This window comes from Caballeronia sordidicola (assembly GCF_000729995.1).
Lineage (GTDB): Bacteria > Pseudomonadota > Gammaproteobacteria > Burkholderiales > Burkholderiaceae > Caballeronia > Caballeronia sordidicola_A.
In genome coordinates this window covers 284,155-308,237 of sequence record NZ_JNFG01000020.1, presented here as the reverse complement: position 1 = coordinate 308,237, position 24,083 = coordinate 284,155, and the positions used below count along the sequence as shown (strand labels likewise).

Sequence of the window (24,083 nt, the reverse complement as noted above, 5' to 3'; positions counted from 1 at the left end):
GCTAGGCTTGGCCCAAGACCTTAATCACCGTGGGCAACGCTTTGTCAGCCAGCCCGACAACCACAAAAGAGACTTGAACATGCTTGCTTCTGTGCTCGTCACGCGCGCGTCCTTTCCCGACATTGTCGGCAGCCTGCGCGAGTACTTCGACGTCAGCGACAACGCCGACGATACCGTCTGGAGCCAGCCAGAACTGATTGGGCGCCTGCAAGGCAAATCCGGGGCGATTACTCACGGCAGTGACAGGATCGACGCAACCTTGCTGGATGCCTGCCCAGCGTTGCGTGCGGTGTGCAACGTCGGTGTCGGCTACAACAACGTCGACGTAGACGCGTGTACCCGCCGAGGTGTGCTGGTGACAAATACGCCCGGCGTGCTCACCGCCACCACCGCCGACTTTGGTTTCGCATTGATGATGGCAGCAGCCCGCCGCATTGCCGAATCGGAGCATTTCGTTCGGCGCGGCGAGTGGCAGAAAACGGGCCGCTACGATATGTTCGTCGGATCTGACATCCACCACGCGACGCTCGGCATTCTCGGCATGGGCCGCATCGGACAGGCGATTGCAAAACGCGGCGCGTTTGGTTTCGACATGCGCGTGATTTATCACAACCGGTCACCTCTCTGCGCCGACATCGAGGCCGCGAGCCGCGCTCAATATGTCGACAAGGAAACACTTTTGCGCGAAGCCGATCATCTGATTGTCGTCGTACCCTACTCGTCGGGTTCACATCACACGATCGGCGCACGCGAGCTGTCGCAAATGAAACGCACGGCAACGCTGACGAACATCGCGCGCGGTGGTGTGGTCGACGACGCAGCACTCGCCGCGGCACTGCGCAACGGGACTATCGCGGCTGCTGGACTCGATGTGTTCGAAGGTGAACCGGCGATCCATCCAGAACTGTTGACCGTACCGAACATTGTGTTGACCCCGCACATCGGCAGCGCGTCGGTCGCGACCCGACGGGCCATGGCATCGCTAGCGGCGGACAACCTAAGCGCCGTTTTCGGCTACGGAAAGTTCGCGGGACATCCGCCTTCGCCGGTGAATCCGGATGTCCTGTCCAATCGGGCCAGCGCGTCGTGAGTGCAGCACCCGACAAGACAAAACACGTCTTGACGTTCAAGCTTCTGGTCATGGGCGTTTCCGGCTCAGGGAAGTCGACGCTCGCATACAACCTGTCCCGGGCACTGGGTGGCGTGATGATCGAAGGAGACGATCATCACTTGAGCGTAAGCCGCGCGAAGATGCGTGAAGGCGTCGCGCTCAGTGACGAGGACCGCATCCCGTGGTTGAACAGGATTGCCACGTTACTCGCCGCGCAAGGCGGTACTGCAGTGCTATCGTGTTCTGCACTGAAGCGCAGCTATCGAGACCTCTTGAGGCAACGCGTGCCGGACCTGCGCCTGGTGTTCCTCAACCTGGACCGCACAGCAGCGGTTGCGCGCGTGACGCAGCGCCGCGGCCATGAATTCCCGCCTAGCCTCGTCGAAAGCCAGTTCGACACGCTCGAATCGCCTGAGGGTGAAGCCGACGTCCTTCGACTGGAAGCAACGCAAACAGAAATCGCGCAGCTCACCGAGGTGATGCGCTGGTTACGACGCGGGCCGGCCAAGTGAATCTCGCATTGGCCGCGCATGATCGATCACCCATTCCCATTCCCATCCCCGTCACATACCAAGGTGTTGCCTTGAACTCAATCTCCAAACTATTCGACCTCAGCGGGCGCACTGCGTTGATCACCGGTTCGAGCGCCGGCATCGGTTATGCGCTTGCCGGGGGTCTCGCCCTGGCACGCGCGACCGTCATCCTGAACGGCCGCAACGAGGCACGCCTCGCCCGTGCCGCCGATGCGCTGCGCAGCGCAGGTGCAACAGTCCACGCGAGCAGTTTCGATGTGACCGACGCCGATAGCGTCAGCAACGCGATAGCACACCTCGAAGAACAGGTCGGCGCGATCGACGTCCTGGTCAACAACGCCGGCATGCAACGCCGCGCGCCATTGGAGGACTTCCCCACGGCGCATTGGGACGAACTGATGCGCACGAATGTGGACAGTGTTTTCCTCGTCGGCAAGGCCGTCGCGCGTCACATGATTTTACGAGGACGCGGCAAGATCATTAACATCTGCTCAGTCCAAAGCGAACTGGGCCGCCCCAATATCGCCGCGTATACCGCGACCAAAGGCGCGGTAAAGATGCTCACCAAAGGCATGGCCATCGACTGGGGTCCACACGGCTTGCAGGTCAATGGGCTCGGCCCGGGTTACTTCAAGACGGAGCTCACCGAAGCACTCGTCAACAACCCTGAATTCAGCAACTGGTTGATAGGCAGAACTCCATCACGCCGCTGGGGAGATGTCGAGGACCTCACCGGCGCGGCCGTGTTTCTAGCGAGTGATGCATCGAACTTTGTCAATGGACACATTCTCTATGTCGACGGTGGCGTAACCGCTACGCTCTAGCGAACGGCATGGGTTTGACTGACACAGCCGCCCTCAGTCACTCATGACGGGGCTGCTGTGTCACTCAAAACCCGCAACCCGTCGATTGCGTGAACGCCTATGGAACAAGTAGTCCCCGAGACTCCGGTTGCACAACGAAGCGCGACCGAATGCACGCCGGACCACCCATCAAGACGGATGAAGGTGCTTAGAATTTATGCGTCAAGCCAACGGTAACGAGGGTTTCTGCATTCGTGGATGATCCCGAGGTCCCGGCAATGGCAGCAACAGCCCGTTCGCCCGTCGAGTCCGTCCCGCTGGCCGCCTGATGGACCGCGATCGCATAAACCGAGGTCATCTTCGAGAAAGAATAGACAGCGCCAAGGTCAACCTGTTGATACCGCGCGCCACCTTCGTTGCTCGCCCCGCCGTTTCTCGTGTAGCTATAGGAAACACCGAGCAGAAGCGCCGGGGTGAATTGATACTTGAAATTCAATTCGCCCGTATTGAACGTTGCCGTTCCACGGTACGCCGCCTCGGTCGCATTCAAGCCGGCCACGCTCACCGTTCCCAGCTCCTGGAATTGGGTATTGCTGTAGACCACGCCAACGGTAGCGGGACCAAACGCGTAAGATCCGCCAGCTGCAATAATCTGCTGAGAACCGGCGGATGCATAGCCCGCGGTGACCGGGCTGGAAATGTTGATCCCCGTAGTGCTGTCGTTAGCCTTATTGCCAAAGAACGAGAAATTCGGATCCTTCGCCAGGATGTAGCCGACGCCCAACTTGACTGGACCATTGGCATAACCCGCACTCAGATCCCAGATCTGGTTTTGCGAGAATTCGCCCGCCTTGCCTCCAAAGCTATACGCACCACCAAACGTCAGGCCGTTGTAGCTTTTGCTTCGATACAAGATCGAGTTATTGAGACGATTCGAATTGTCGAGGTTATCGACGTCACCGGGATGAGCACCATATTCCGCACCAGATGCGGCCCAGCCGTTGCCGGCTTCCAGATAACCCACTGCGGCCCACGAGTCCGAATTCTGACGGCCTAAGGTCACTGTTCCGTAATCGGCGCTACTCAGTCCAACGGTGGCCGCGCGTCCCCAGAACGTGCCGTTCTGTCCTATGGTGCCGTTGGCAAGGTTAAAGCCTGCTTCAAGGTTGAAAATTGCCTTGAGACCACCGCCCAGATCTTCAGACCCGATCATCCCCCACCGGTTTGCGCCCTCGTTGCCGCCAACCAGCGCAATTTGTCGCCCGCCTTTTACGTTCGAGTTATAGACTAATCCCGCATCCGCAATGCCGTATAAAGTCACGCTGCTTTGAGCATGAGCGACGCCAGCGAACAAAACCAGAGTAGCGATGGATAGAGTGGAAATTGAATTTTTCATTGATTGATCTCGCAATACCTTAGGATTACCTATTAATAAGTAGAATTTTTTTTATTCAAAATACGATCTCGATTTCGACAGATTTTTACCCCCAAGCTTGATCGCCCGCTCTTCCCGAGATTAGGCCGCCACTTCGATCTCCAAGATCCAAGGCCGCGTTTTGCTACGCCACTTCTTCCATCACGCGAGCTGCTTTTTCAAGCAGCTCGCCGCCAAACCTCGGTCCAACAATTTTCCGTGGTCGGCACCAACGGCACGCCAACATTCAGATCAACTCGGCCACTGCGCCCGCAATTTTCCGGCAGCCTTCCTCAATGACCTCGATGCTCGTGGCAATCGACATCCTGAAATACGGCGACGCGCCGTAGGCCGAACCCGCGACCAGCACCACGCCTGCTGCTTCGAGAAAATAGGCAACGACATCCATGTCGCCCGCGATCCGCTTGCCGCCCGGGGTTTGTTTTCCGATCAGGCCGCCGCAGTTGACGAACAAATAGAATGCGCCGCCCGGCGTCCGGCAACTCAAACCAGTGATCGCATTGAGCAGGTCGAGACCGCGGTCGCGCCGCGCGCGATAGATCGCCAGCGCCTCAGCAAGGCTGCTTTGGTCACCCTCCAGGGCAGCCAGCGCAGCCGCCTGGCTCACCGACGATGCACAACTGGTCGATTGCGATTGCAGTGTGTCCATCGCCGCGATCAGGTCGGCTGGACCGGCCGCATAACCGATCCGCCATCCCGTCATGGCATAGGTCTTCGACATGCCGTTGACGACGATCGTGCGCTCGCTCAACGATTGCTCGATAGCGACGATGTGCGGATTAGCCTGATCGTCGAAACGGATGTGCTCGTAGATGTCGTCGGTCAGTATCAACACGTGAGGATGACGCACGAGCACGTCCGCGAGGGCCCGCAACTCGTCGGCGGAATACGAAGCGCCAGTCGGATTGTTGGGCGAATTGAGGATGAGCCAGCGCGTGCGCGCCGTGATGGCGGCCTCGAGCGTCTGCGCGGTGAGCTTGAAGCCGTCGGCCTGGGCGCAAGGCAGGACGACCGGCTTGCCTTCGCAGGCAAGCACCATGTCGGGGTAAGACACCCAATACGGCGCGGGAATCAGCACTTCATCTTCCGGCTCGACCGTCACCGCAAGCGCATTGAAGATTGCGTGTTTCGCCCCACACGTCACGATAACTTGCTTCGGCTCGTAGCCGAGACCGTTCTCCTCGCGCAGCTTCGCCGCGATCGCGGTGCGCAACGCCAGCGAGCCTGCGGTCTGCGTATAACGTGTCTCGCCACGCTCCACGGCGTCGGCCGCTGCACGGCGAATGTGCGCCGGCGTCGGAAAATCAGGCTCACCGATCGCAAGATTGACGATAGTCCGGCCTTGCCGCCGCAATTCAGCGGCACGATCCGCAGCAGCACTGCTGGGCGATGTTTTGATGCGCTGCACGCGCGCAGCTACTCGAGACGAACTCACTCCGCACTCCTTTTTGACACGGGGATGGCATCAAGGTAAGTGGGAGAAAAAAGTCAGGCCAAGACGAATTCGTTCTACCGGAATCGCAAACGCTTATACCGTCGGCGAACGCGTTCGCCGCGCCGGAAAAAGGTTCCACCGACCTCGCCCCGCACCCCGTTCCTCTCGTGCCAACGCCGTCGAGGAACCGAGGGTTAAACATTATTTTTTTCGTTGTATCTCGCAGGAACCGCTTGCTTTACCATTTCCATCTCGCTCTGCGAAAAGCAGAGTCCATCATCCGCGGGACAGACGTTCGTGAATCTGAGGCGCCTGAAGTACTTCGTGAAAATCGTCGATCTGGGCAGCCTGACGCAGGCCTCCGAGATTCTCCATATCGCCCAGCCGGCCCTCAGCCAGCAGTTGATGATCCTTGAAGGCGAATTCCGCCATCAGTTGCTGATACGCACGAAACGCGGCGTGACACCGACTGAAGCCGGTCTCACCCTATACCGGCACGCGCAGATCGTTCTGCGGCAGCTCGAGCAGGCGCGCAGCGACATGGAGAAGACAGGCGACAAGCTCGCTGGCAAGGTCTCGGTCGGCCTCGCCCCGGGTACCGCTGCATCAGCCTTGTCGCTGCCTCTGCTCAAGACCGTACGCGCCCGCCATCCCGGCGTCCTGCTGTATCTCAACGAGAGTTTCGCCTCCACGCTGAGCGAGTTGATTATCAATGGCTGCATGGATATGGCCGTGCTCTACGGCGACCACGCGCCGCACGGCTTGTCGTTCCAATTGCTGCTCAAAGAAGAACTTTTTCTAGTGACGCCACGTTACATGCAGCTAGCTGCGGGGCCGATCGAACTCGCGGCGCTCCGCGGTATCGATCTCATGCTGCCGCGCCCCTACAACTACCTGCGCCAATATATTGACGACGCGTTGTCGATCGCCGGCGTACAGCCGCGGGTTGTAGCGGAAATCGAATCGTCCGCGACCCTTTCAGCGGCTATTCGCGAGGGCATCGGCGCAACCATCCTGCCAGACTCGGCGGCGCGCATCATTGCTGCATCAGGAGATGGCGTACAAAGGCGCATTGTGGCGCCCGTCATAGAAGCACCGCTGTCGTTGTGCTTATCGGACCATCTACCGCTCTCCGAACCCGCGGTCGCAGTGCACCAGATCCTGCTCGAACTGGTCGCGGACCTCACCCTCGGATCGCATCTGCACGAGGTGGACGCTGAAAGGCTTTCCTAGCGCCCCTGGAACATCAACCATGACCGTCAGTTTCAAACTTCTCAATAGCTTCGTGAAGGCTGTCGAACTGGAAAGCATCTCGAGCGCGGCGGCTTACCTGCATATCGCACAACCTGCGCTCAGTCAGCATATCAACCTGCTCGAGCGCCACTTTGCACAAAGACTCCTGATCCGCACCAACGTGGGTGTCAGTCCGACCGGAGCAGGACGTGAACTGTACCGTAACGCACTCCTGATCCTGGACCAGTTGGGCAAGGCCGAATCGGACGTAGCGCGCACCGCCAACGTCATTTCAGGAAACGTTAGTGTCGGCCTCGCGACCTACAGCACAACGTCGATTCTTTCTACGCCCCTCTTGAAGAACGTGAGGCGCGACTATCCCGATGTCAACCTGTTCCTGAACGATAATTTCGGGCTGGTGTTGAGCGAGATGGTGATGACCGGGCGCATGGATCTCGCGATCATCTACGCGTCGGGACCGATCAAAGGCGTGACCCTGCAACCTTTGCTCATGGAGGAATTGTTCCTGATCGCGCCACCGCACGCCGAATTGCCCCCTGACGTCGATGGCGCTATCCCGGTGTCCGCACTCGACGGCGTCGACCTGCTCCTGCCTGGCCCAACGCACTTCTTGCGCAAGCTGATCGACACCGCTTTCACCCATGCGGGCATCAAGCCGCGAGTGGTCGCCGAGATCGAGTCCGAGGCCACCCTGCGCGATGCAATCGAGGCAGGCCTCGGCGCCACCATCTTGCCGTGGGCGCTAACCAGTACGTTCGTCGGCGCCGAGCGCCCGCTGACGCGTCGATTGAGTGGTCCCACCATTCGTGCCACCGTCTCGCTTTGCGTTTCCGATCATCAGCCGATGTCAGACCAGGCCGCGGCGGTACGTGACACGCTAAGCCAATTGGTAACGGAACTGGTTGCGTCGCAGCGGCTGATCGGTGTGAGTACGCCCGACGAAGCGGGCGTACCGGTTGCCTGACGCCGACACCTCGCCGACAACTCAGGCAGATGCCCTTTCGCTGCGTGTCGCCGGGGGTGCGGACAGGCTGAGCATCACTTTCACGCCATCGTTCACGAACGGGTCGGCATGATAGTAGAGAAGCTGCGCGCCCGCTTCGACGAGATGCCCGACATCCTCCCTGACCGCTAGCGTGCCGGCGAACTTGCCGGCACGGCGGATGCGTCCCAGGGTCTCGTCCACGAGATCGAGCACGGCCTGTGGACGACGCGCGCCAGGAGCGACGCGCGGCGAATACCCCATCGACTGCGACAGATCGCCAGGTCCGACAAAGAACACGTCGATGCCCTCGACCTCAAGAATTTCATCGAGATTCTCAACGGCCTGCGTCGATTCGATCATCACGATGACAAGCTTGTCATCGTAGTCATCCGGACACGCGTATCGCACGGTCCTGACGACCTCGCGCGCGTTCTCCGCGGTATGCACGAGCGGCACCATCACACCGTCCGCACCACAGTTCAGACATCGCGTGATAGTCGACCTGTCCTGGCTTTGGGGGCGAACAATGGTGTAGCCGCCACCGAAGCGCGCCGCCTTGGCCATCATCTGCAGCTCCTCGAAACCCGCCGCGCCATGTTCACAGTCGATGAAAATCGAGTCGGCGCCGGCGCGCGTGAGCTTCTCGGCCAGGCTTGACGAGATATGATTCGGATTCACCATCAGCACGGACGCGCCGCTCGCGAGTCGTTGTTTCAGCGAAGCACTCATGATTTATTTCCTTCGGTTGTTCCAGGTGCAACGCCATCCGGGGCGCCGAGCCAGCGGCTGATTTCGGTGTCGGGTCCCTGGTCGCGTTGCAGCGTCGGGCTAATGACCAGTTCCTCGATCGTGGTACGCGCGGGCAACGTGCAGCACAGCAGGATCGCCCGCGCCACGTCGTCGGGACTTACCATCGCCGCTCGCTCCTCGGTACTCGGTGGCCGGACGCGCGTGTCCATGATCGGGGTGTTGACTTCGCCGGGCAGGATCGTTGTCGCGCGGATATTGTTGTTGCGAAAGGTCGTGTGCAGGTACGTCATCAGATTGCGTACGCCGGCCTTCGCCGCGCCGTATGGCGCGCCGCCGAGCAGGCTCGGGCGCACGGCGGCAAGCGACGACACCGTGACGATAGTGCCACCACCTGCCGCGAGCATGCCCGGCAATACTGCCTGGATCAACACGTAGACTGCTGTCAGGTTCACCGAAAGCGTCGCGTTCCAGTCATCCTCATCGATCCATCGAATATTGCGCACGCGACTCGACACGCCGGCGTTATTGACAAGGATGCCAATCGGCCCGACCTCCGCCTCGACCCAGCGCACCAGATCAATCATCTCTTCACGTTGCTCCAGGTCCACTTGGCGAGCCCAGGCCTTGCCGCCCGCCGCCTCGATCTCGGCTACGACCTCCGCAAGCGCGTCGTGTCTGCGACCAATGACCACCACCCTGGCACCTTCAGCCGCGAGCTGCAGCGCGGTCGACCGGCCGATGCCTGAGCCGCCGCCAGTGACAACGGTGACTTGTCCGTCGAGCGTGCCCATGATCATTGCCCTCCCTTGTTGTTCGCGAGTTCGGTGGGGCGCGTGGCGCTATAGCCATAGTCGGCTTTGGCGCATTCGGCACTCACCAGACCCTCGCGCAGGTCGCGCTCGATCAACTCGTGCGGCCGCTCATTCGCGTTGCCCCAGCCGCCGCCGCCCGGCAACTCGAGCACCAGTTGCTGACCCGGCTCAAGCACCAGCTTGCCCTTCGGGAATACCGCCTGACCATCGCGCAGCACCGCTCCCGCGCGCCCCGACTGACCACCGAGCACACCAAAACACGGGTGCTTTACTCGCTCGGTGCTCAGATAAATGTTCATCGGCCGCGACGACAGGTTGCGCAATACACCGCGCTGACCAAGCCCTCCGCGATACTTACCGGCACCGCCCGAGTCGGCGATCAGCTCCTTGCGCTCAGTGAGGATGGGCACGGCGATCTCATACATTTCGATCGGCGTGACCTTGCAGTTCGACGGAAAGCTGAGCGTATCGTTGCCGTCCATCGCGGCACGCCCGCCTTGGCCGCCATGAAAATTCTGGATGCTGCCATAGGCACTGCCATCGGCTCGCTGCCCCTGGCAGTTGACACCCCAGATCGGCGCGCCGCCGCTGTCGGCCTGCGTACGCTCCGGCAGCACGTCCTGAAGGGCGCGAAAAATCAGGCTCGGGATGACATGGCCGATCAGGTTGCGTGCGCTGCCGGCCGCGGTCCTGCCCGGGTTCAGGATCGAGCCTGCAGGTGCCTCGTCGGTGATGGGAATCATGCAGCCTTCGTTGTTCGGCGTTTCCGGATCGAGGAGGCATTTCAACGCATAGACGCTGTGCGCCACGCGATAGTGCGGCATCACGTTGATACCGCGCGCCACTTCCGCGGAAGTGCCTGCATAGTCGACGTGAATCGACTCGTCGCGCACTTCCACGCTCACCCGCAGATACACGTCGCTTTCGAAACCATCCAGTGTGACCTCGGCGCCATATTTACCGTTCGGCAGAGCGGCGATCGCGCGTCGCATGAACCGCTCCGAGCGCCCGTGGATGGCTTCACCCAATCCCTCCAGGTCGTCGAGGCCGTACTCGTCCATGAAGCGCGTGAGCTCGCGATTGATCACCTCGTTTGCCGCGACCATGCTCTGAATGTCGCCGCGCACCTCGTGCGGCAGGCGCACGCTCGCCTCGAGAACCGCGAATACATCCTCGTTCGGCCTACCCGCTTTGAACAACTTCAGGATCGGCAGGCGGATGCCTTCCTCGAACATGTCCGTTGAATCGGGCGACTGCGGCCGCCCGCCGATATCCGGCAAGTGCGCAATGCTCCCCGCGTACGCGACGATGCGGCCGTTGCGGAAAATCGGCGTGAGCATCACCAGATCAGGCAGGTGACCCGTACCGATCATCGGGTCGTTGGTCGCGAGCACGTCGCCCGGCTCGAGTGACTCGGGCAGGAAGGCCTTGAGAAAGTAGTTCTGCGCTGCCATTGGCAACGCGGTGATGAAGACCGGGATCGACCACGTACATTGCGAGAGCGCACGGCCCTTCGCATCGAGCAGCACGGTGACGTAGTCGTGGTTCTCACGCACGATGGGCGAGAAGGCAGTGCGGCCCAGCGCGCTGTCGGCCTGATCGGCGATAAAAACGAGACGATCCCACATGACCTGCAAGGTGATTGGATCGTTAAAGTCGGGATTGCGGATAGTCATGACGGTGTCCTTCCTCAAGCAAGAAGCATGATCAGATTTTGCTGCGCGTCTACCGAAGCAGTGGCGCTCGGTCCAACTACCACGGTCGACTCACGCTGCTCGATAATGGCCGGACCCTGGATCTGCATCTCCGGCGTGAGGGCGTAGTGGTCGTACACGGGCGTTTCAACGTACTTGCCCAGTTCGTCGAAATAGACTGGCCGTCGCCCCTTCAGCGGTTCCTGCCCGACACCGCGCCCACCACCGATCGCGGTCGCCGTCACATCGCTGCGAGGTCCACTCACACGCACGCGCCATGTGATCACCTCTACCTCGGAACCCGACACAGTGCGTCCATACAGCGACTTGTACGCGGTATAAAAGCGTTCAAGCAATTGCTCGACAAACCCTTCCGCAGCCACGTCCTGCCCGGGCAATGCGACCGAGATTTCATGCCCCTGCCCGACGTGACGCATGTCGACGGTGTAGGTTGCCGTGATGTCCTCGGCGCGCACACCACTCGACGTGACGACTTCGCGGCCTTGCTCGACCAGCGGGTCGAGCACCGCTCTGATTACCGCCGCGTCCCACGACGCCACGGCAAGCGGACGGCTCGCAGACAAATCGGCTGCCACCGGGGCGCCCAGGAGCCCGATCGCGGAGGTCACACCGGCGCCCAGCGGACAGATCACCTTGGCGATACCGAGCTTGCGCGCGACGCCGTAAGCATGCACCGGTCCCGCACCACCAAAAGCAATCAAAGGCAATCCGCGCGGGTCGACACCGCTTTCAGTCGCCTGCATGGCTGCCGCCTTGCTCATGCTTTCGTTGACCATGTCATGGATCCCCCACGCGCAGCGCTCGGTCGTGATCTCGAGGTTATCTGCCAAGCGTGCCATTGCCGCCTTCGCGGCTGGCCGGTCGAGGGCAAAGTCACCGCCAAGGAACGAGTGCTCGTCGACATAACCCAGGAGCAGGTCGGCATCGGTCACGGTCGGTTCGTTGCCGCCCCGGCCATAACACGCCGGACCCGGCGCGGCACCGGCGCTGCGCGGCCCGACCGCGAGCAGGCCGAGCGGGCTTCGCGCGGCAATGCTGCCCCCGCCCGCGCCGATCTCGATCATATGTATCGACTGGATCTTCAGCGGAAAACCACTACCCTTCCTGAATCGTTCGTAGCGCGCGACTTCAAGTTCGTTCGCGATCATTGGCTGGCCGTTCGGAATCAGGCACAGCTTCGCGGTCGTACCGCCCATGTCGAACGACAGCACGCTGTGCTCGCCAGCGGTACGCGCATAGTCGGCCGCCGCCACGGCACCCGCGGCAGGACCCGATTCGATCAGGCGTACTGGCACGCGTGCAGCGGTCGAACTAGGCACCACACCGCCGCTCGATGTCATCCACAACAGTTGACCCGTGACACCCCGCTTGGACAGCTCGCGTTCAAGGTGGTCCACGTGACGCACCATCAGAGGTTGTGTATAAGCGTTGACGACCGTGGTCGACGCGCGATCGAACTCTCGCACCTCGGGGCAGACCGACGACGACAGCGAAACGGAAATGTCACCGGCAACGCTTGCAAACAGCTCGCCTATGCGCTGCTCGTGCTGCGGATACTTGTAGGCGTGCAGCAGGCACACCGCGACCGACCGTATCCCTGCCTCGCGCAGGTGAGTGGCGATCGCACGTATCTTGTCCTCGTCGAGCGGAGTGATGATCTCGCCATCGGCAGTAATCCGTTCGTGCGCGCCGAAGCAGAGGTTGCGCGGCACCAGCGGCTCGGGATACTGGATCTTCAGGTCGTACAGGTCATAGCGGCCTTCGGTGCGAATCCGCAGCATGTCCTGGAACCCGTCGGTGGTAATGAACGCCGTCTCGACGCCTCGACGCTCCAGCACCGCGTTGGTCACTACCGTTGTCGCGCCGAGTATCTGCGGTGCGCTTGCGTGGCCGTTGCCGGAGTGCACGCGCGCCAGCAATTCGTCGATCCCCTGCAGCACCGCTCGTGCGGGGTCATCCGGCGTACTAAGGACCTTGTGCAGCAGGATCGTCCCGTCGTCGCCGGCCATCGCGAAGTCGGTGAACGTACCTCCGGTGTCAAATGCTAGCTTCATAATCTCTGTTTCCTCAATCGTGTCGCCCATGCGGGCCTTGACTACAAAAAGATCTGGATGCGCGTCCGCGTCACAACGCAGGCTTGCCGTTCATCGGTACGCTCCCCGGCGGGGTGACCGCCCCCTCAGCATGCGCATGTGCGTGCCCGGTCATGAAAAGGTCGCCCAGTTGGGCCTGGCTCAGCGCGTCAGACGGGCTGTCCCAGATCACCTTGCCCAGACGCAGTACCACCGCTCGCTCAGCGGTTTCCAACGCTTTGCGCGTGTTTTGCTCCACGAGCAGAATGGTCCGTCCGCCTTTGTGAAGGCGCTTCAGTTCGTTGAAGACGAGCGCAACCGCCTGGGGCGACAAGCCAACCGACGGTTCATCGACCAGCAGGATCTGAGGCCGGCGCAGCACCGCCATCGCCATTTCGAGCAGTTGCTGTTCGCCGCCGGAGAGGTTGCCGGCGTATTGATCACGACGCTCGCGCAGCACCGGAAACAGGTCGTAGACGTATTCCCGTTCGGCACGCGTCTCCGAGTCGCGCACCGTGCAGGCGGCCATCTCGAGGTTCTCGTCGACCGACATCAGCGGAAAGTTGCACCGCCCCTGCGGCACATAAGCAATGCCATGCGATAGGAACGATTTCGGGCGCTTGCCCGCCAGCTCATGGTCCTTCCAGCGAATCGAGCCGCCCTTGTGGGTCGTCATGCCGAACAAGGTCTTCAGCAGGGTCGACTTGCCGGCTCCATTTGGACCGAGCAGCGTGACGAACTCGCCGTGCCTGATGCGCAGATCCACGCCGTGCAGGATTTCCAGGTGACCGTAGCCTGCACGCAGGCCTTCAATTTCGAGCATCATTGCCGTCACACTCCCAGGTACGCTTCGATGACCTGCGGGTTACGCACGATCGACTCCGGCTCGCCTTCCGCGAGCTTCGTGCCCTGGTGCAGCACGATCACGCGGTGCGACAGATCCATCAGCACATCGGTGTTGTGTTCTATGACGACGAAGGTCACGCCGAGACGGCGGTTCGCGTCGCGTATGCTCTCGATCACCTTCTCGATCAGCATCGGGTTGATACCCGCAAGCGGTTCGTCGAGCAGGATCAGTTCCGGCTCGGGCATGAGCATCAGGGCGAACTGCAACAACTTCTGCTGGCCGCCGGACATGTTCCCGGCAGGCAGGTGCGCGACACGCTGCAACCCGGCAACTTCGATCAGCTCGACCGCTCGCTCACGCAGGCGCCGCACACGGCGCGATGCACCCGGTCCGATCGAGAAAGTCGACAGCAGCCCGGGGAACGTCGACATCTGGCCCGCGAGCACCAGGTTCTCCTCGGCATTCAGACTGTGGAACACCACGGTCTTCTGAAAGCTGCGCACGAGGCGCCCGTCGCGGGCTATGCGGTTCATCGACCAGCCGGTGATGTCGCGGCCGTTCAGGACGACCTTGCCGCTGTCGCTGCGCTGCAAGCCGGTGCAACAGTCGAACAGCGTCGACTTGCCCGAACCGTTCGGACCGATCAGGCCGCACACTTCTCCGCGCCGGATGTTGAAGTCCACGCCCTGCAATGCAGGCACGCCGCCGTAGCGCTTGCGCAGGCCCTCAACACTAAGGATCGTGTCTTGATTAGTGGACATCGGAATTTCCTTCCTTTGCGCCAAAGCGAATCCGCGCAATGCGTTCGAGTGCGCGATCGAGGAGCGGCGCCAGGCCGTCAGGAAAGCAGAACACCAGCAGCAACAACACGAAACCATAGATGATCATGCGCAGTTCAGGCGTGACGCGCAGTGCTTCCGACAATGCGACGAACAGCAGGCTGCCGATCACCGCGCCGGGCACTCGCCCCACCCCGCCGCCGAGCACGATGACGAGGACCGTGGTCGAGTAATACATCTGGAAGACCAGCGGACTCACCACCGTCATGTAATGCGCATACAAGCTTCCGCCAACGCCGGCAAACAGCGCGCTCAGCATGAAGACCGCCAGCTTGTATGCCCAGGTCGGCACGCCGAGGGACTCGGCCAACACTTCGTTGTCGCGGATCGCGACCATGCAGCGGCCGGCGGGCGACTTGACCAGTGCATAGAATCCGAGTGTGGCAATGATCGCTACGACCAGCGCGAGATAGTAGTAGTCGGGGATCGTGCTGATGGTGAGCACGGCGTTGCCAATCTGGAACTTCGGTTGCGGCACGCCGGAGAGTCCCATGTCGCCGCGCGTCATGCCGATCCAGTTTTTCGCTACCGTTTGCGCGATGACCACGAAGCCCAGTGTGCACATCACGAACGAGTAGGTCCGCAAGCGCAGCGCCGGAATGCCGAGCGGCAGCGCTATTGCTGCGGAAATCACGCCGCTCGCCACCAGGTTCAATGCAAACGGCGTGCCGAAATGCAGGGACAGCAGTGCGGAGACATACGCGCCGACACCAAAGAAGACGCCCTGTGCGAGCGACAGCATGCCCGTGTACCCGAGGATCAGGTTAAGCCCATGCGCCGGCAGCAAGAAGATCATCGCGATGATCAGTGCGTGCAGGTAGTAGCCACCGAGCACGAGCGGCGCAAGACCCAGGGCCACGACGACCGCCCCTGCGCCGGTCCAGCGAAGGGCTGGCAGATGGCGCGCAACAGGCGTCAACGTATCGAGAGTAGTAGACATGATTAGCGATCCATTAGATGAACCCGGACGTGCCGGCATCCGGTTGTGGCATCGTGCCAATGAGCAGACCAAGCGAGGAAACGGACCATGGTCAGAAGCGCGCCTTCGGACTGAAGAGACCCGTGGGCCTGCACATCAGCATCAGCAGAAGCGCGATGAAGCCGACGCTGTCGCGGTATTGCAGACCGATCGAACCGGCGACCAGGCTCTCGGCGACACCGAGCATCCAGCCGGCGAACAGGGTGCCGCGCACATTACCCATCCCGCCCATCACGATCACGGCAAAGGTCTTCAACGTGATCGACTCGCCCATGCCTCCGTACAGGCTGACGTTGATCGGTCCGGTCAGCGCGCCCGACAATGCCGCCAGCGCCGTACCGAGCACAAAGGTGCGCCGCACAACCTTCTCAACGTCGATACCGATGATCTGGCAGCACTCGGGGTTCTGCGACACCGCCCGGATCGACTTGCCCATGTGCGTGCTGCGGACCATCCACTCGAGCCCGCCGAACATCACCAGCGCCGCGCCGACCAGCACGATGCGTTGCTGCGCCATGCCGATGCCGAGAAACTCGACCGGGTCGAGCCAACCGCCCGGAAACATCTTGTAGCCGCCGCCGAACGCGAGAATCACAGCGTTCTGCAGGATCAGCGAAATGCCGAGCGTAGCCAGCACGCCCGACTGGAACGGCGCGTTGACCAGGCGCTGCATCACCAGGCGGCCGATCAGTGCTGCAATCGCGGCGCTGATGGCAACCGAGAGCACGATCGCCGTGCCATAGTCGATGCCGAGCTTCGAGATCACATACCAAGCGGCGAAGGTGCCCACCATGTAGTACTCGCCGTGCGCAAAATTGATCGCTCGCAGCACGCCGAAGATCATCGTCATTCCCGCGGCAATCAGGGCGTAGACGGAACCGGCGACGATCCCGTTGACGATTTGTTCCAGTATGAAAAGGCCCATGGCCGAGTACTCCAGAAAGGGGTTCAGTGCGCCGAATAGTCGACACGGGAAGACAGCACGCCCTTGTTCACTGCGTGGCCGTCCACCACCTCGAGCAACACGATCGGCACGACTGCCTGCTGGTGATCGTCGAACGTGACAGGACCCATCACGCTCTCGTAGCGGATTTGGCCAAGCGCGGCCCGCACGTCCGCCGTCTTCACGCTGCCGGCATTCTTGATCGCATCGGCAAGCAGATGCACGCTCTCCCAGTGCGTGTAGGCGTGCACATTGGGTACGTCGCCGTAGGCCTTTTTATAGTCGTTGACGAACTTGAGACTTCGCGGGTTCGACCACGATGGCAACCAGGCCACCGTCTCTATCGCGCCGTTCATGACGTCCGGCGCGGCGGCGATCGTGCTGGGGTTGGTGAACTCGGCGTTGCCAACGAGCTCGATCTTGCCGCCGAGCGCCATCTCATGCATCTGCCTCGCGACGATAGGCGTGGTGTCGGCAAGGCCATACATGAGGATCGCCTGCGCGCCGGAATACTTGATCTTGCTCAGGACCGGACGAAAGTCCGTTTCCGTCTCCTTGTAATAGTCCTCGCTGACGATCTGCGCCTTGTAGCGCTGCAGATATTTTTTTGTGAACGTGATCGCGCCACGGCCGAAATCGGTATCGACCGAGAGCACGGCGAACTTCGTATAGCCTTTCTTGGCCGCATACTCCAGCGCTGCCGCGGCCCGGGACTCGTCAGTGGGATAGTTGCGGAACGTCCACTTGTATCCGCCCACTCCGGCCCGGTAGGTGATTTCCGGATTCGACGACGCCGCGTTCAGCAGAAGCACGCCCGCCTGCTCGACAACCGGCTGCATTGCCAGCGTGACGGAGCTGCACACGTCGCCGATGATCATCGACACGTTGTCGAAGCGAATCATCCGCTGCGTCGCGGACACGCCCTCGGCCGGCACGCATTGACTATCGCCCTGCACCAGATCCAGCTTCTTGCCGAGCACGCCGCCCGCGGCGTTGACCTCATTCACCGCCAGCTCGGCACCCTTCAGCGCGTACGCGCCATAGCGGGAATTCGCTCCGCTCTGCGGGCTCACGACACCAATCTTGATCACGTTGCTGTCCTGCGCGGATACGCTCGCGGCAAAAGACAGGCCCAGCACGCTCAGCGCCGCGACGTACGCCATATTGCGCAGCCGGCGAGCTACCGGTTTACATCTCATAGGGATTCTCCGTGGGGCATGAGTTCGTGTTGAAAGCAAAGGTACATAGGTCAAAAAGCACGGACCAATACGTAATGGTGCTTCCGCCATAAAGGTTCGTGATGGGGCGCGTATGCCGCGTCGCAGCAGCGACGTTGACCGCGACAGCAAGGGAACCGGCCGACAAACAGGAAACGCGCGAAGGTGGACCCGGATCACGTGGACAACGTAAAGGCGGTGGCAGGCGAACGGAACATGGCTAGGGCAGCGGCAGGAGATTCGGCCATGCAGGAGCGAATAAAGGGGACGAGAAAAGACCGACGAAAAAGTACGCGGAGCCGCTAGAACACACGGCACGAGCCGACCGCTGGCCGCCACGTACGGGGGCGCTACGCAAGAACGGCGTGCAGGCTAACGGGGATAATCGACCTTCGAGTACATCGCGCCCCTGATCATGGGTTTGCCGTCGACATCTTCGACGAGCACCATCGGCAAAACGCCCTGCTGGTGATCGTCGAATGTGACCGTCCCCATTACGCTCTCATATCTGATCTGCGTCAGCGCACGACGGATCTTGTCATTGTCGACACTTCCCGCTTCCTGGGCAGCTCGTGCCAGGAGATGAAGCGATTCCCAGGGCGAATACGCCTGGACGCTTGGGACCTCGCCGGCGTAGGCCTTCTTGTAGTCATCGACGAATTTGCGGCTGCGCGGGTTCTGCCACTCCGGCAACCACGCGGCTACCTCGACTGCACCGTTCATCACACGCGGCGCAGCGGCAATCGTCGCGGCGGTCGTGAACTCCCCATTGCCCACCAGCCCGACTTTGCCGCCCAGACCCATCTCGAACATCTGCCGCGCGATGATCGGCGTTGTGTCCGCCTGCCCGTACATGATCACAGCCTGCGCACCGGAGTATTTGATCTTGGTGAGCACGGGACGAAAATCAGTCTCCGTTTCCTTGTAGTAGTCCTCGCTGAGAATCTGCGCGGGATATCGGGGCAGGTACTTTTTGGTGAATGCAATAGCCCCCCGGCCGTAGTCGGAGTCGACCGACAGCACGGCGAATTTCGTATAGTGTTTTTTCTCTACCGCGTACTGCAGCGCGATAGCCGCGCGAAGTTCATCGGTCGGATAGTTCCGGAATGTCCACTTGAAACCGCCTACGCCGGCCCTGTACGTGATTTCCGGATTAGACGACGCGGCATTCATCAGAAGAACATGCGCCGCTTCGACAACCGGTTGCATGGCGAGCGTGACCGAACTGCACACGTCGCCGATGATCATCGATACATGATCGAATCTGATCAGCCTCTGCGCGGCCGACACGCCTTCAGAAGGCGCACACTGGCTGTCGCCGCTCACCAGCTCGATTTTCCGTCCGAGTATGCCGCCCTCTGCGTTGATCTCGTCAGCAGCCAGCCGGGCGCCCTTCCAGGCAAACGCGCCATACCTGGAATTGGCGCCGCTCTGGGGACTGACGATTCCGACCTTGATCGTCCCGCGTTCCGTTGGCTTGTCTTGCGCAAAAGTGTTCGGCGAAGCGATGACGCCCCAGATCGCGACAATCGCGAGCGCAATCACGGCGGGTAGTCTGGTACGCGATCGTTGTGTCACCGGTACTCCATTGGGTGGTTTGTCTTCGTCGGTCAAAATACCGACGCCAAAAAACCGCCACAAATAAGAGATCGCGATCGGGCTATTGTATTTCGCGATACCGATACCGTTACTGAAAAAGCGAACTGGTCAAAGCACCGCTGTGTGCCGGTCTTAAGGTCCGTCAACATCGTTATTGAAGAACAGTGGATCGCCAAGCGACGCGAACCCGGACGTTTGAAAAAACGTACCGGGTTCGCGCCAGCTTATTTGCCGAACTTACCTGCTGCCTTAAGCCAGCACCGTCACTGGCGCAAGCGCTGCCGGATCGCTGATACTGTGCCGGCCGTTTTCAACGTGACCCGCAAGACGGCGCAAGAACGTGGGATCGTCGTTGCTGGTGACGCTCAGGTCGTACCAGTGATGACTCGCGGCCAGAACCCACGACGCTTCCGTGGCCCCCAGCGACGGCACCAACACCGAACGCGGCTGTGCCCCGTAGGCGTTATCGACCACCGATAAGTTCGCAATGCCGCGGCCCCGGTTCGTAAACTTCAGAAACACATTGCCGTTAGCGACATCGTATTGCGCCGCCAATTCAGGATCAGCCGGAGGATTGGTCACACTGCTGCTAGCCGGCGGCGTCAACGTACCGGTAAACTCGCGCACGAATCCGTTCGGACCATAGACCGTGAACGCATAGATGCCCGCCGTTACGTTGATGTCGAAGCTGTCGCGCAAGGTTTTGCCCGCTTCAACCGTATAGCCCCACGGACCGTCGGTACGGTTCGATGAATAGACATAGAAGTGTGCGCCCTGCGAGCCGGTATTGGCGAAGTGAAGCGTCAGTGTCTTGTTGCCCCCATCGGGACTGCTTTGTACATACAACTCGTAGGGCAACGCGCGAGCGAAGCGCGTACCGGGTTCCTGCGGATCGATCACGCCGGGTACAGCCGGCACCGTCGGCGCCGGTTGCGTGGCGCATTGATTGTCCGCGATCGTCTTGTAGTTGCTGGTGTCGGGCAGCGCGGGCATCTGCGCATCGGGCGTACGGAAATCAAAGGCCGTGGTCAGGTCGCCGCATACCGCACGACGCCACGGCGTAATGTTCGGCTCCATCACCCCGAAGCGCGTTTCGATAAAACGAATCACCGACGTGTGATCGAACACTTGCGAACAGACGAAACCGCCCTTCGTCCACGGTGAAACAACCGTCATGGGCACACGCGGGCCGAGGCCGTACGGCAGGCCGTCGGCGGTATAGCTGCCGCCCCGTCCCGGATTGACGACCGTATGGAGTTCGCCCTCCGTTGTCACCGTCGACAAGCCTTGCGCCCGCGACATGGGCGGTTGCGGCGGCACGAGGTGATCGAAGAAACCATCGTTCTCGTCGTACATGATGAACAGAACCGTCTTGCTCCAGACCTCGGGATTGGCCGTCAGCGCATCCAGGATCTGCGACGTGTATTCCGCCCCGTAAGCCGGCGTGTATTTCGGATGCTCCGAGTACGCAGCGGGCGGACACAACCACGATACTTGCGGCAATTGATTCGCCAGCACGTCGGCTTTCAAGTTGTCGATCGTACGCACGGCGTTTGCGCGCAACTGTAGTGACGAGCCTTGCGGCGCATTGATGATGTTCGCGAAATTCTGCAGCACGTTGGTGCCGTAGTTGCCGTTCAGCGGGTCGGCGCCGCTCAGGCCTTGCTGGTAGATCTGCCACGAAATACCGGCCGCTTCAAGACGTTCCGGATAGGTCGTCCACGAGAGCAACTGATATTGCGGCGGACCGTCGCCGTCCACATAGTCGTTGTTGTCGAGCAGGGGGCCGCCTTGCGTGCCGGTCGGATCGACCATGCCCGTCATCAGATACGCGCGGTTCGGATGCGTCGGTCCCGGCAGCGAGCAAAAGTAGGCATCGCAGACAGTGAAGGCATCGGCAAGCGCGTAGTGAAACGGAATGTCGCGGCGCAGGTAATAACCCATCGTCATATCCGTCTTGTACGCGGGCCACTGGTCGTAACGGCCGTTATTGATCGCGTAGTGCGTCGGGTACCACGAGTGATCCAGATCGCCTACGCACTGCGCGCTGGTAGTCGCCGTATTCAGATGGAACGGCAGCACCGGTTTCGTCGAATCTTCCTTCGACGGCTGGAACCATACCGGCTGGCCGCTGGGCAGCGGGATCGGGAAGCGGTCGTTGTATCCGCGTACGCCCCGCATGTGGCCGAAGTAATGATCGAAGGAACGGTTCTCCTGCATGAACACGACAATGTGTTCGATATCGTTGATCGATCCGGTGCGCCGCGACGCCGGGATGGCGAGCGCTTTGCGAATCGATTCAGGGAACACCGTCAGCGCGGCGGCGGCGCCGGCTGAAGTAGCAACGGTCTGCAAGAAACGGCGACGGCTGTTCAATGTCATTTTGTTTCACCTCGAGGCGTCATGATAGATGCGGCAATGCCGTCCCGGTCGAAGGACTCGATCAGGATGGGGATTTTTGTTCATTGGAGAGCGTTGGCTTTTGGCGTCACTCCGACGCGTCCGGCGCGGAGTGAAGAACAGGTGCGACCTGCTGCGCATCCGCCGCGAGGCTTGCCTGAGCGGCCGCAATGGGACTGCTCGCAGCCTGGACGTCAGAAGGTGAGGCCAGCACCAGCGGCTCCACAGCGCTGGCTGGCAACGATGTATTAGCAGAAGCCTGGGTGGCGCTCACGCTCGCCTGATCGTCTGGTCCGCAGGCGGTGAGCGCTAGCGTTGCCAATGCCAATATCGCGGTTCGTCTCATGATGTCTTCCGCCTGTCCGGGGTATGCGCAAACGTTTTCGTTGCATCGCGGACGCCAGTCTGAAGACGCTTCAAGAAAATTTTGTGAAATATCTAGTAAGAGTTGATGGGGCGCGGTGAAACGCTAAAGTCTGTCAATCAGCTTACGTTTTGCATATTGGGAAATCAAAAACTAGTTGCATAGCGAATCATTTTCTCCTAGAGTCTCTTCATGTTCGATCACTGCATTTACTTCAACACAACGGCACTTGCGCGAAGCCTCGAGCGCGAGTGGGCGAACGCGTACAAAGCGTTTGGCCTGACGCCGCCGCAGGGATTCATGCTGCGCGCGGTGCTGGCGAAACCTGGCATCGTGCAAAGCGAGTTGGCCTCTGAACTCGCCATTTCACGATCCACTGCAACGCGAACGCTGGACGGTTTGCAGAAGTTGCTGTTTATCGAACGCCGGCTTACCGCATCCGACGGACGTGAGACCGCGATTCACCCTACTAGCGAGGCGTTGCGAATCAAGGACTCGTTGAACGCTGCAAGTGCCGCGGTCACCAAGCGTTTGAAGGCTGAACTAGGTGAGGAACGCTTTGCGACCACGGTCGCGAGCGTGAAAGATGCACGGTCGAGCCTCGACTGATTTTTTTCCTAAATAGTTGTATAGCGAACTAATTGGAGATGGAAAATGCCGATTTTGAACGTGAAGGTAAGCATCGAAAAATCGCCCGAGGCCGTTGCGGCCATCTCGGACATGTTGCTTGAACTAACCTCCAGCATCCTGGGCAAGAAGCGAGAGGTGACGGCGATCACCATTCAGTTCATCGATCCGGATAGCTGGGTGATCGGAGGCCGGTTGCTAAGCGAGCAGAAAAAATCCAGCTTCTATTTCGATATCAAGATCACCGACGAAACAAACACGAAGGACGAGAAGGCGCGGTATATTTCGGCAGTTTTTGAAGGGTTCGGCAGGATATTGGGCGACCTGCATGAAGAGAGCTATATCCATGTTGAAGATGTCAGGGCGGCTTCGTATGGGTACGGCGGGCGCACGCAGGAGTACCGCTACCATCACTGAGTTTTTTTGCTCGAACCGGCGGAGCACTCGTGGACTGCAGTTCCCGCCGGCGCGAGCGAAACATCACCGCTGTCCCGCAGGCGTCGTCACATCGCCCTCCGAACCTTCCGCAAACGGGTGAGAACCCGGTTCATAGAACAGCGCAAACAACTCTGATTGCGAACCAATACCGAGCTTCGAATAAATATGTTTCTTGTGCGCGCGGACCGTCTCGAACGAAATGGTCAGCTTCTCCGCAATCGCGCGCGATGAGAACCCGCTCAGCGACAACATGGCGACTTCAATCTCGCGCGCCGTCAATGCGGCGCGCCCACTCTTTTCAGTCAGGATGCCAAAGCGTGCAGGCAGATCATGCTGCCCGCCCTCCGTAATCTCGGATGCCCCCGGCGCCGCGCCGAAATTTTCATATCGCAAGCGCTGCTGCATCAATGCAAGGACCCACGGCGAGAACAACGTCAGCAACGCTACATCACGCTCGTCGTAACGGTGCATATTGCCGAGAGAAAATCCCATGGTGTAATTGGCGTCGATCACCACATTGAAGTGCACTTCGTCGCCAACAATGTTCTTCTTGAAGTAGCGCTGGTAGTACTCCGTCATCTTGAAGTTGTCGGGGGCTACGTCGGCAAGCGTGTAGAAACCCGAGACACGCTGCTCAAAGGCCGCCAGATAGAACGGATCGAGTTGGTAAAGCGCTGCCAGATAGTCCTGGAACAACAAGTCGATCTTGCCGTCAGGCAACGCCTGCTCGGCACAGACCAGTGGCGGCCCATTGCGCGCAAAACGCAGTGCGACCCAACTGTCGAAGCTGATATGCCGCTCGAGCACCCGCGTGAGGCGAGCCCAGAAATGCGGCCCATCGAGTGCGTCGATGGCTGAACCGATCTCTCTGTGAAACGCGAGATCATGCCATTGAAACTCCATTGTCTCCTCCGGTAAGGGTAAC

At 60.5% G+C, this 24,083-nt stretch carries 22 protein-coding genes; 7 read left to right on the top strand and 15 right to left on the bottom strand.

The window, feature by feature from the left end:
• The first annotated feature begins 79 nt into the window (after window positions 1-79).
• The 3 genes from FH08_RS0120615 to FH08_RS0120605 all read left to right on the top strand — a co-directional run bounded on the left by FH08_RS0120615 (window position 80) and on the right by FH08_RS0120605 (window position 2,468).
• Complete coding sequence (locus FH08_RS0120615) at window positions 80-1,090, top strand: 2-hydroxyacid dehydrogenase (protein ID WP_031360166.1); 1,011 nt, start codon at window positions 80-82, stop codon at window positions 1,088-1,090.
• Complete coding sequence (locus FH08_RS0120610; protein ID WP_235210427.1) at window positions 1,087-1,623, top strand: gluconokinase; 537 nt, start codon at window positions 1,087-1,089, stop codon at window positions 1,621-1,623. Before FH08_RS0120615 ends, FH08_RS0120610 begins: the two co-directional genes overlap by 4 nt.
• Before the next feature lie 71 nt (window positions 1,624-1,694).
• The gene (locus FH08_RS0120605) at window positions 1,695-2,468 is read left to right on the top strand and encodes a glucose 1-dehydrogenase (protein ID WP_031360164.1); all 774 of its coding nucleotides are present in this window, start codon (window positions 1,695-1,697) and stop codon (window positions 2,466-2,468) included.
• 187 nt (window positions 2,469-2,655) lie between these two features.
• Here FH08_RS0120605 and FH08_RS0120600 read toward each other — a convergent pair whose 3' ends face one another.
• Window positions 2,656-3,843 (bottom strand): porin, encoded by a 1,188-nt coding sequence (locus FH08_RS0120600; RefSeq protein ID WP_031360163.1) that lies wholly within the window; start codon window positions 3,841-3,843, stop codon window positions 2,656-2,658.
• Window positions 3,844-4,108: 265 nt separating this feature from the next.
• A complete protein-coding gene (locus FH08_RS0120595; protein ID WP_031360162.1) occupies window positions 4,109-5,317 on the bottom strand; it encodes an aspartate transaminase in 1,209 nt (402 codons plus the stop codon).
• Between the two features lie 297 nt (window positions 5,318-5,614).
• Between FH08_RS0120595 and nac the strand changes: the two genes are divergently transcribed.
• Complete coding sequence (gene nac, locus FH08_RS0120590; protein ID WP_031360161.1) at window positions 5,615-6,550, top strand: nitrogen assimilation transcriptional regulator NAC; 936 nt, start codon at window positions 5,615-5,617, stop codon at window positions 6,548-6,550.
• 19 nt (window positions 6,551-6,569) lie between these two features.
• Window positions 6,570-7,535 (top strand): LysR substrate-binding domain-containing protein, encoded by a 966-nt coding sequence (locus tag FH08_RS0120585; RefSeq protein ID WP_031360160.1) that lies wholly within the window; start codon window positions 6,570-6,572, stop codon window positions 7,533-7,535.
• Window positions 7,536-7,556: 21 nt separating this feature from the next.
• Here FH08_RS0120585 and FH08_RS0120580 read toward each other — a convergent pair whose 3' ends face one another.
• The 12 genes from FH08_RS0120580 to FH08_RS0120525 form a co-directional block, all read right to left on the bottom strand.
• Window positions 7,557-8,285 carry an HpcH/HpaI aldolase family protein gene (locus FH08_RS0120580; protein WP_031360159.1) on the bottom strand — a complete coding sequence of 243 codons (729 nt, stop codon included), beginning with the start codon at window positions 8,283-8,285 and terminating at the stop codon, window positions 7,557-7,559.
• Window positions 8,282-9,097: an SDR family NAD(P)-dependent oxidoreductase gene (locus FH08_RS0120575; RefSeq protein WP_031360158.1), complete on the bottom strand. Its 816-nt coding sequence runs from the start codon at window positions 9,095-9,097 to the stop codon at window positions 8,282-8,284. The genes FH08_RS0120580 and FH08_RS0120575 overlap by 4 nt, the downstream gene beginning before the upstream one ends.
• A 2-nt stretch (window positions 9,098-9,099) precedes the next feature.
• Window positions 9,100-10,794: a hydantoinase B/oxoprolinase family protein gene (locus FH08_RS0120570; RefSeq protein WP_035566698.1), complete on the bottom strand. Its 1,695-nt coding sequence runs from the start codon at window positions 10,792-10,794 to the stop codon at window positions 9,100-9,102.
• 14 nt (window positions 10,795-10,808) lie between these two features.
• A complete protein-coding gene (locus tag FH08_RS0120565) occupies window positions 10,809-12,887 on the bottom strand; it encodes a hydantoinase/oxoprolinase family protein (RefSeq protein ID WP_200878770.1) in 2,079 nt (692 codons plus the stop codon).
• Window positions 12,888-12,957: 70 nt separating this feature from the next.
• Window positions 12,958-13,731 carry an ABC transporter ATP-binding protein gene (locus FH08_RS0120560; protein WP_081889522.1) on the bottom strand — a complete coding sequence of 258 codons (774 nt, stop codon included), beginning with the start codon at window positions 13,729-13,731 and terminating at the stop codon, window positions 12,958-12,960.
• Window positions 13,732-13,736: 5 nt separating this feature from the next.
• Complete coding sequence (locus FH08_RS0120555; protein WP_031360154.1) at window positions 13,737-14,513, bottom strand: ABC transporter ATP-binding protein; 777 nt, start codon at window positions 14,511-14,513, stop codon at window positions 13,737-13,739.
• The gene (locus FH08_RS0120550; RefSeq protein ID WP_051888390.1) at window positions 14,503-15,531 is read right to left on the bottom strand and encodes a branched-chain amino acid ABC transporter permease; all 1,029 of its coding nucleotides are present in this window, start codon (window positions 15,529-15,531) and stop codon (window positions 14,503-14,505) included. The genes FH08_RS0120555 and FH08_RS0120550 overlap by 11 nt, the downstream gene beginning before the upstream one ends.
• 91 nt (window positions 15,532-15,622) lie before the next feature.
• Window positions 15,623-16,495, bottom strand: a complete 873-nt coding sequence (locus tag FH08_RS0120545) for a branched-chain amino acid ABC transporter permease (protein WP_031360152.1) — start codon at window positions 16,493-16,495, stop codon at window positions 15,623-15,625.
• 23 nt (window positions 16,496-16,518) lie between these two features.
• A complete protein-coding gene (locus FH08_RS0120540; protein WP_051888389.1) occupies window positions 16,519-17,712 on the bottom strand; it encodes an ABC transporter substrate-binding protein in 1,194 nt (397 codons plus the stop codon).
• A 390-nt stretch (window positions 17,713-18,102) separates the two neighbouring features.
• Window positions 18,103-19,308, bottom strand: coding sequence for an ABC transporter substrate-binding protein (locus FH08_RS0120535; protein WP_081889529.1), 1,206 nt, complete (start codon window positions 19,306-19,308; stop codon window positions 18,103-18,105).
• Between the two features lie 270 nt (window positions 19,309-19,578).
• Complete coding sequence (locus tag FH08_RS0120530) at window positions 19,579-21,711, bottom strand: phosphocholine-specific phospholipase C (RefSeq protein WP_031360149.1); 2,133 nt, start codon at window positions 21,709-21,711, stop codon at window positions 19,579-19,581.
• A gap of 106 nt (window positions 21,712-21,817) precedes the next feature.
• Window positions 21,818-22,075, bottom strand: coding sequence for a hypothetical protein (locus tag FH08_RS0120525; protein ID WP_031360148.1), 258 nt, complete (start codon window positions 22,073-22,075; stop codon window positions 21,818-21,820).
• Between the two features lie 210 nt (window positions 22,076-22,285).
• On the opposite strand from FH08_RS0120525, the gene FH08_RS0120520 reads away from it, so the two are divergent.
• Together FH08_RS0120520 and FH08_RS0120515 are read left to right on the top strand one after the other, a co-directional pair.
• The gene (locus FH08_RS0120520; RefSeq protein WP_031360147.1) at window positions 22,286-22,702 is read left to right on the top strand and encodes a MarR family winged helix-turn-helix transcriptional regulator; all 417 of its coding nucleotides are present in this window, start codon (window positions 22,286-22,288) and stop codon (window positions 22,700-22,702) included.
• Window positions 22,703-22,747: 45 nt separating this feature from the next.
• Entirely contained in the window at window positions 22,748-23,137 is a 390-nt protein-coding gene (locus tag FH08_RS0120515) for a tautomerase family protein (protein ID WP_031360146.1), read from the top strand.
• Between the two features lie 63 nt (window positions 23,138-23,200).
• On the opposite strand, the gene FH08_RS0120510 is transcribed toward FH08_RS0120515, so the two are convergent.
• Window positions 23,201-24,061: a response regulator transcription factor gene (locus tag FH08_RS0120510; protein ID WP_051888388.1), complete on the bottom strand. Its 861-nt coding sequence runs from the start codon at window positions 24,059-24,061 to the stop codon at window positions 23,201-23,203.
• Window positions 24,062-24,083 lie beyond the last annotated feature (22 nt).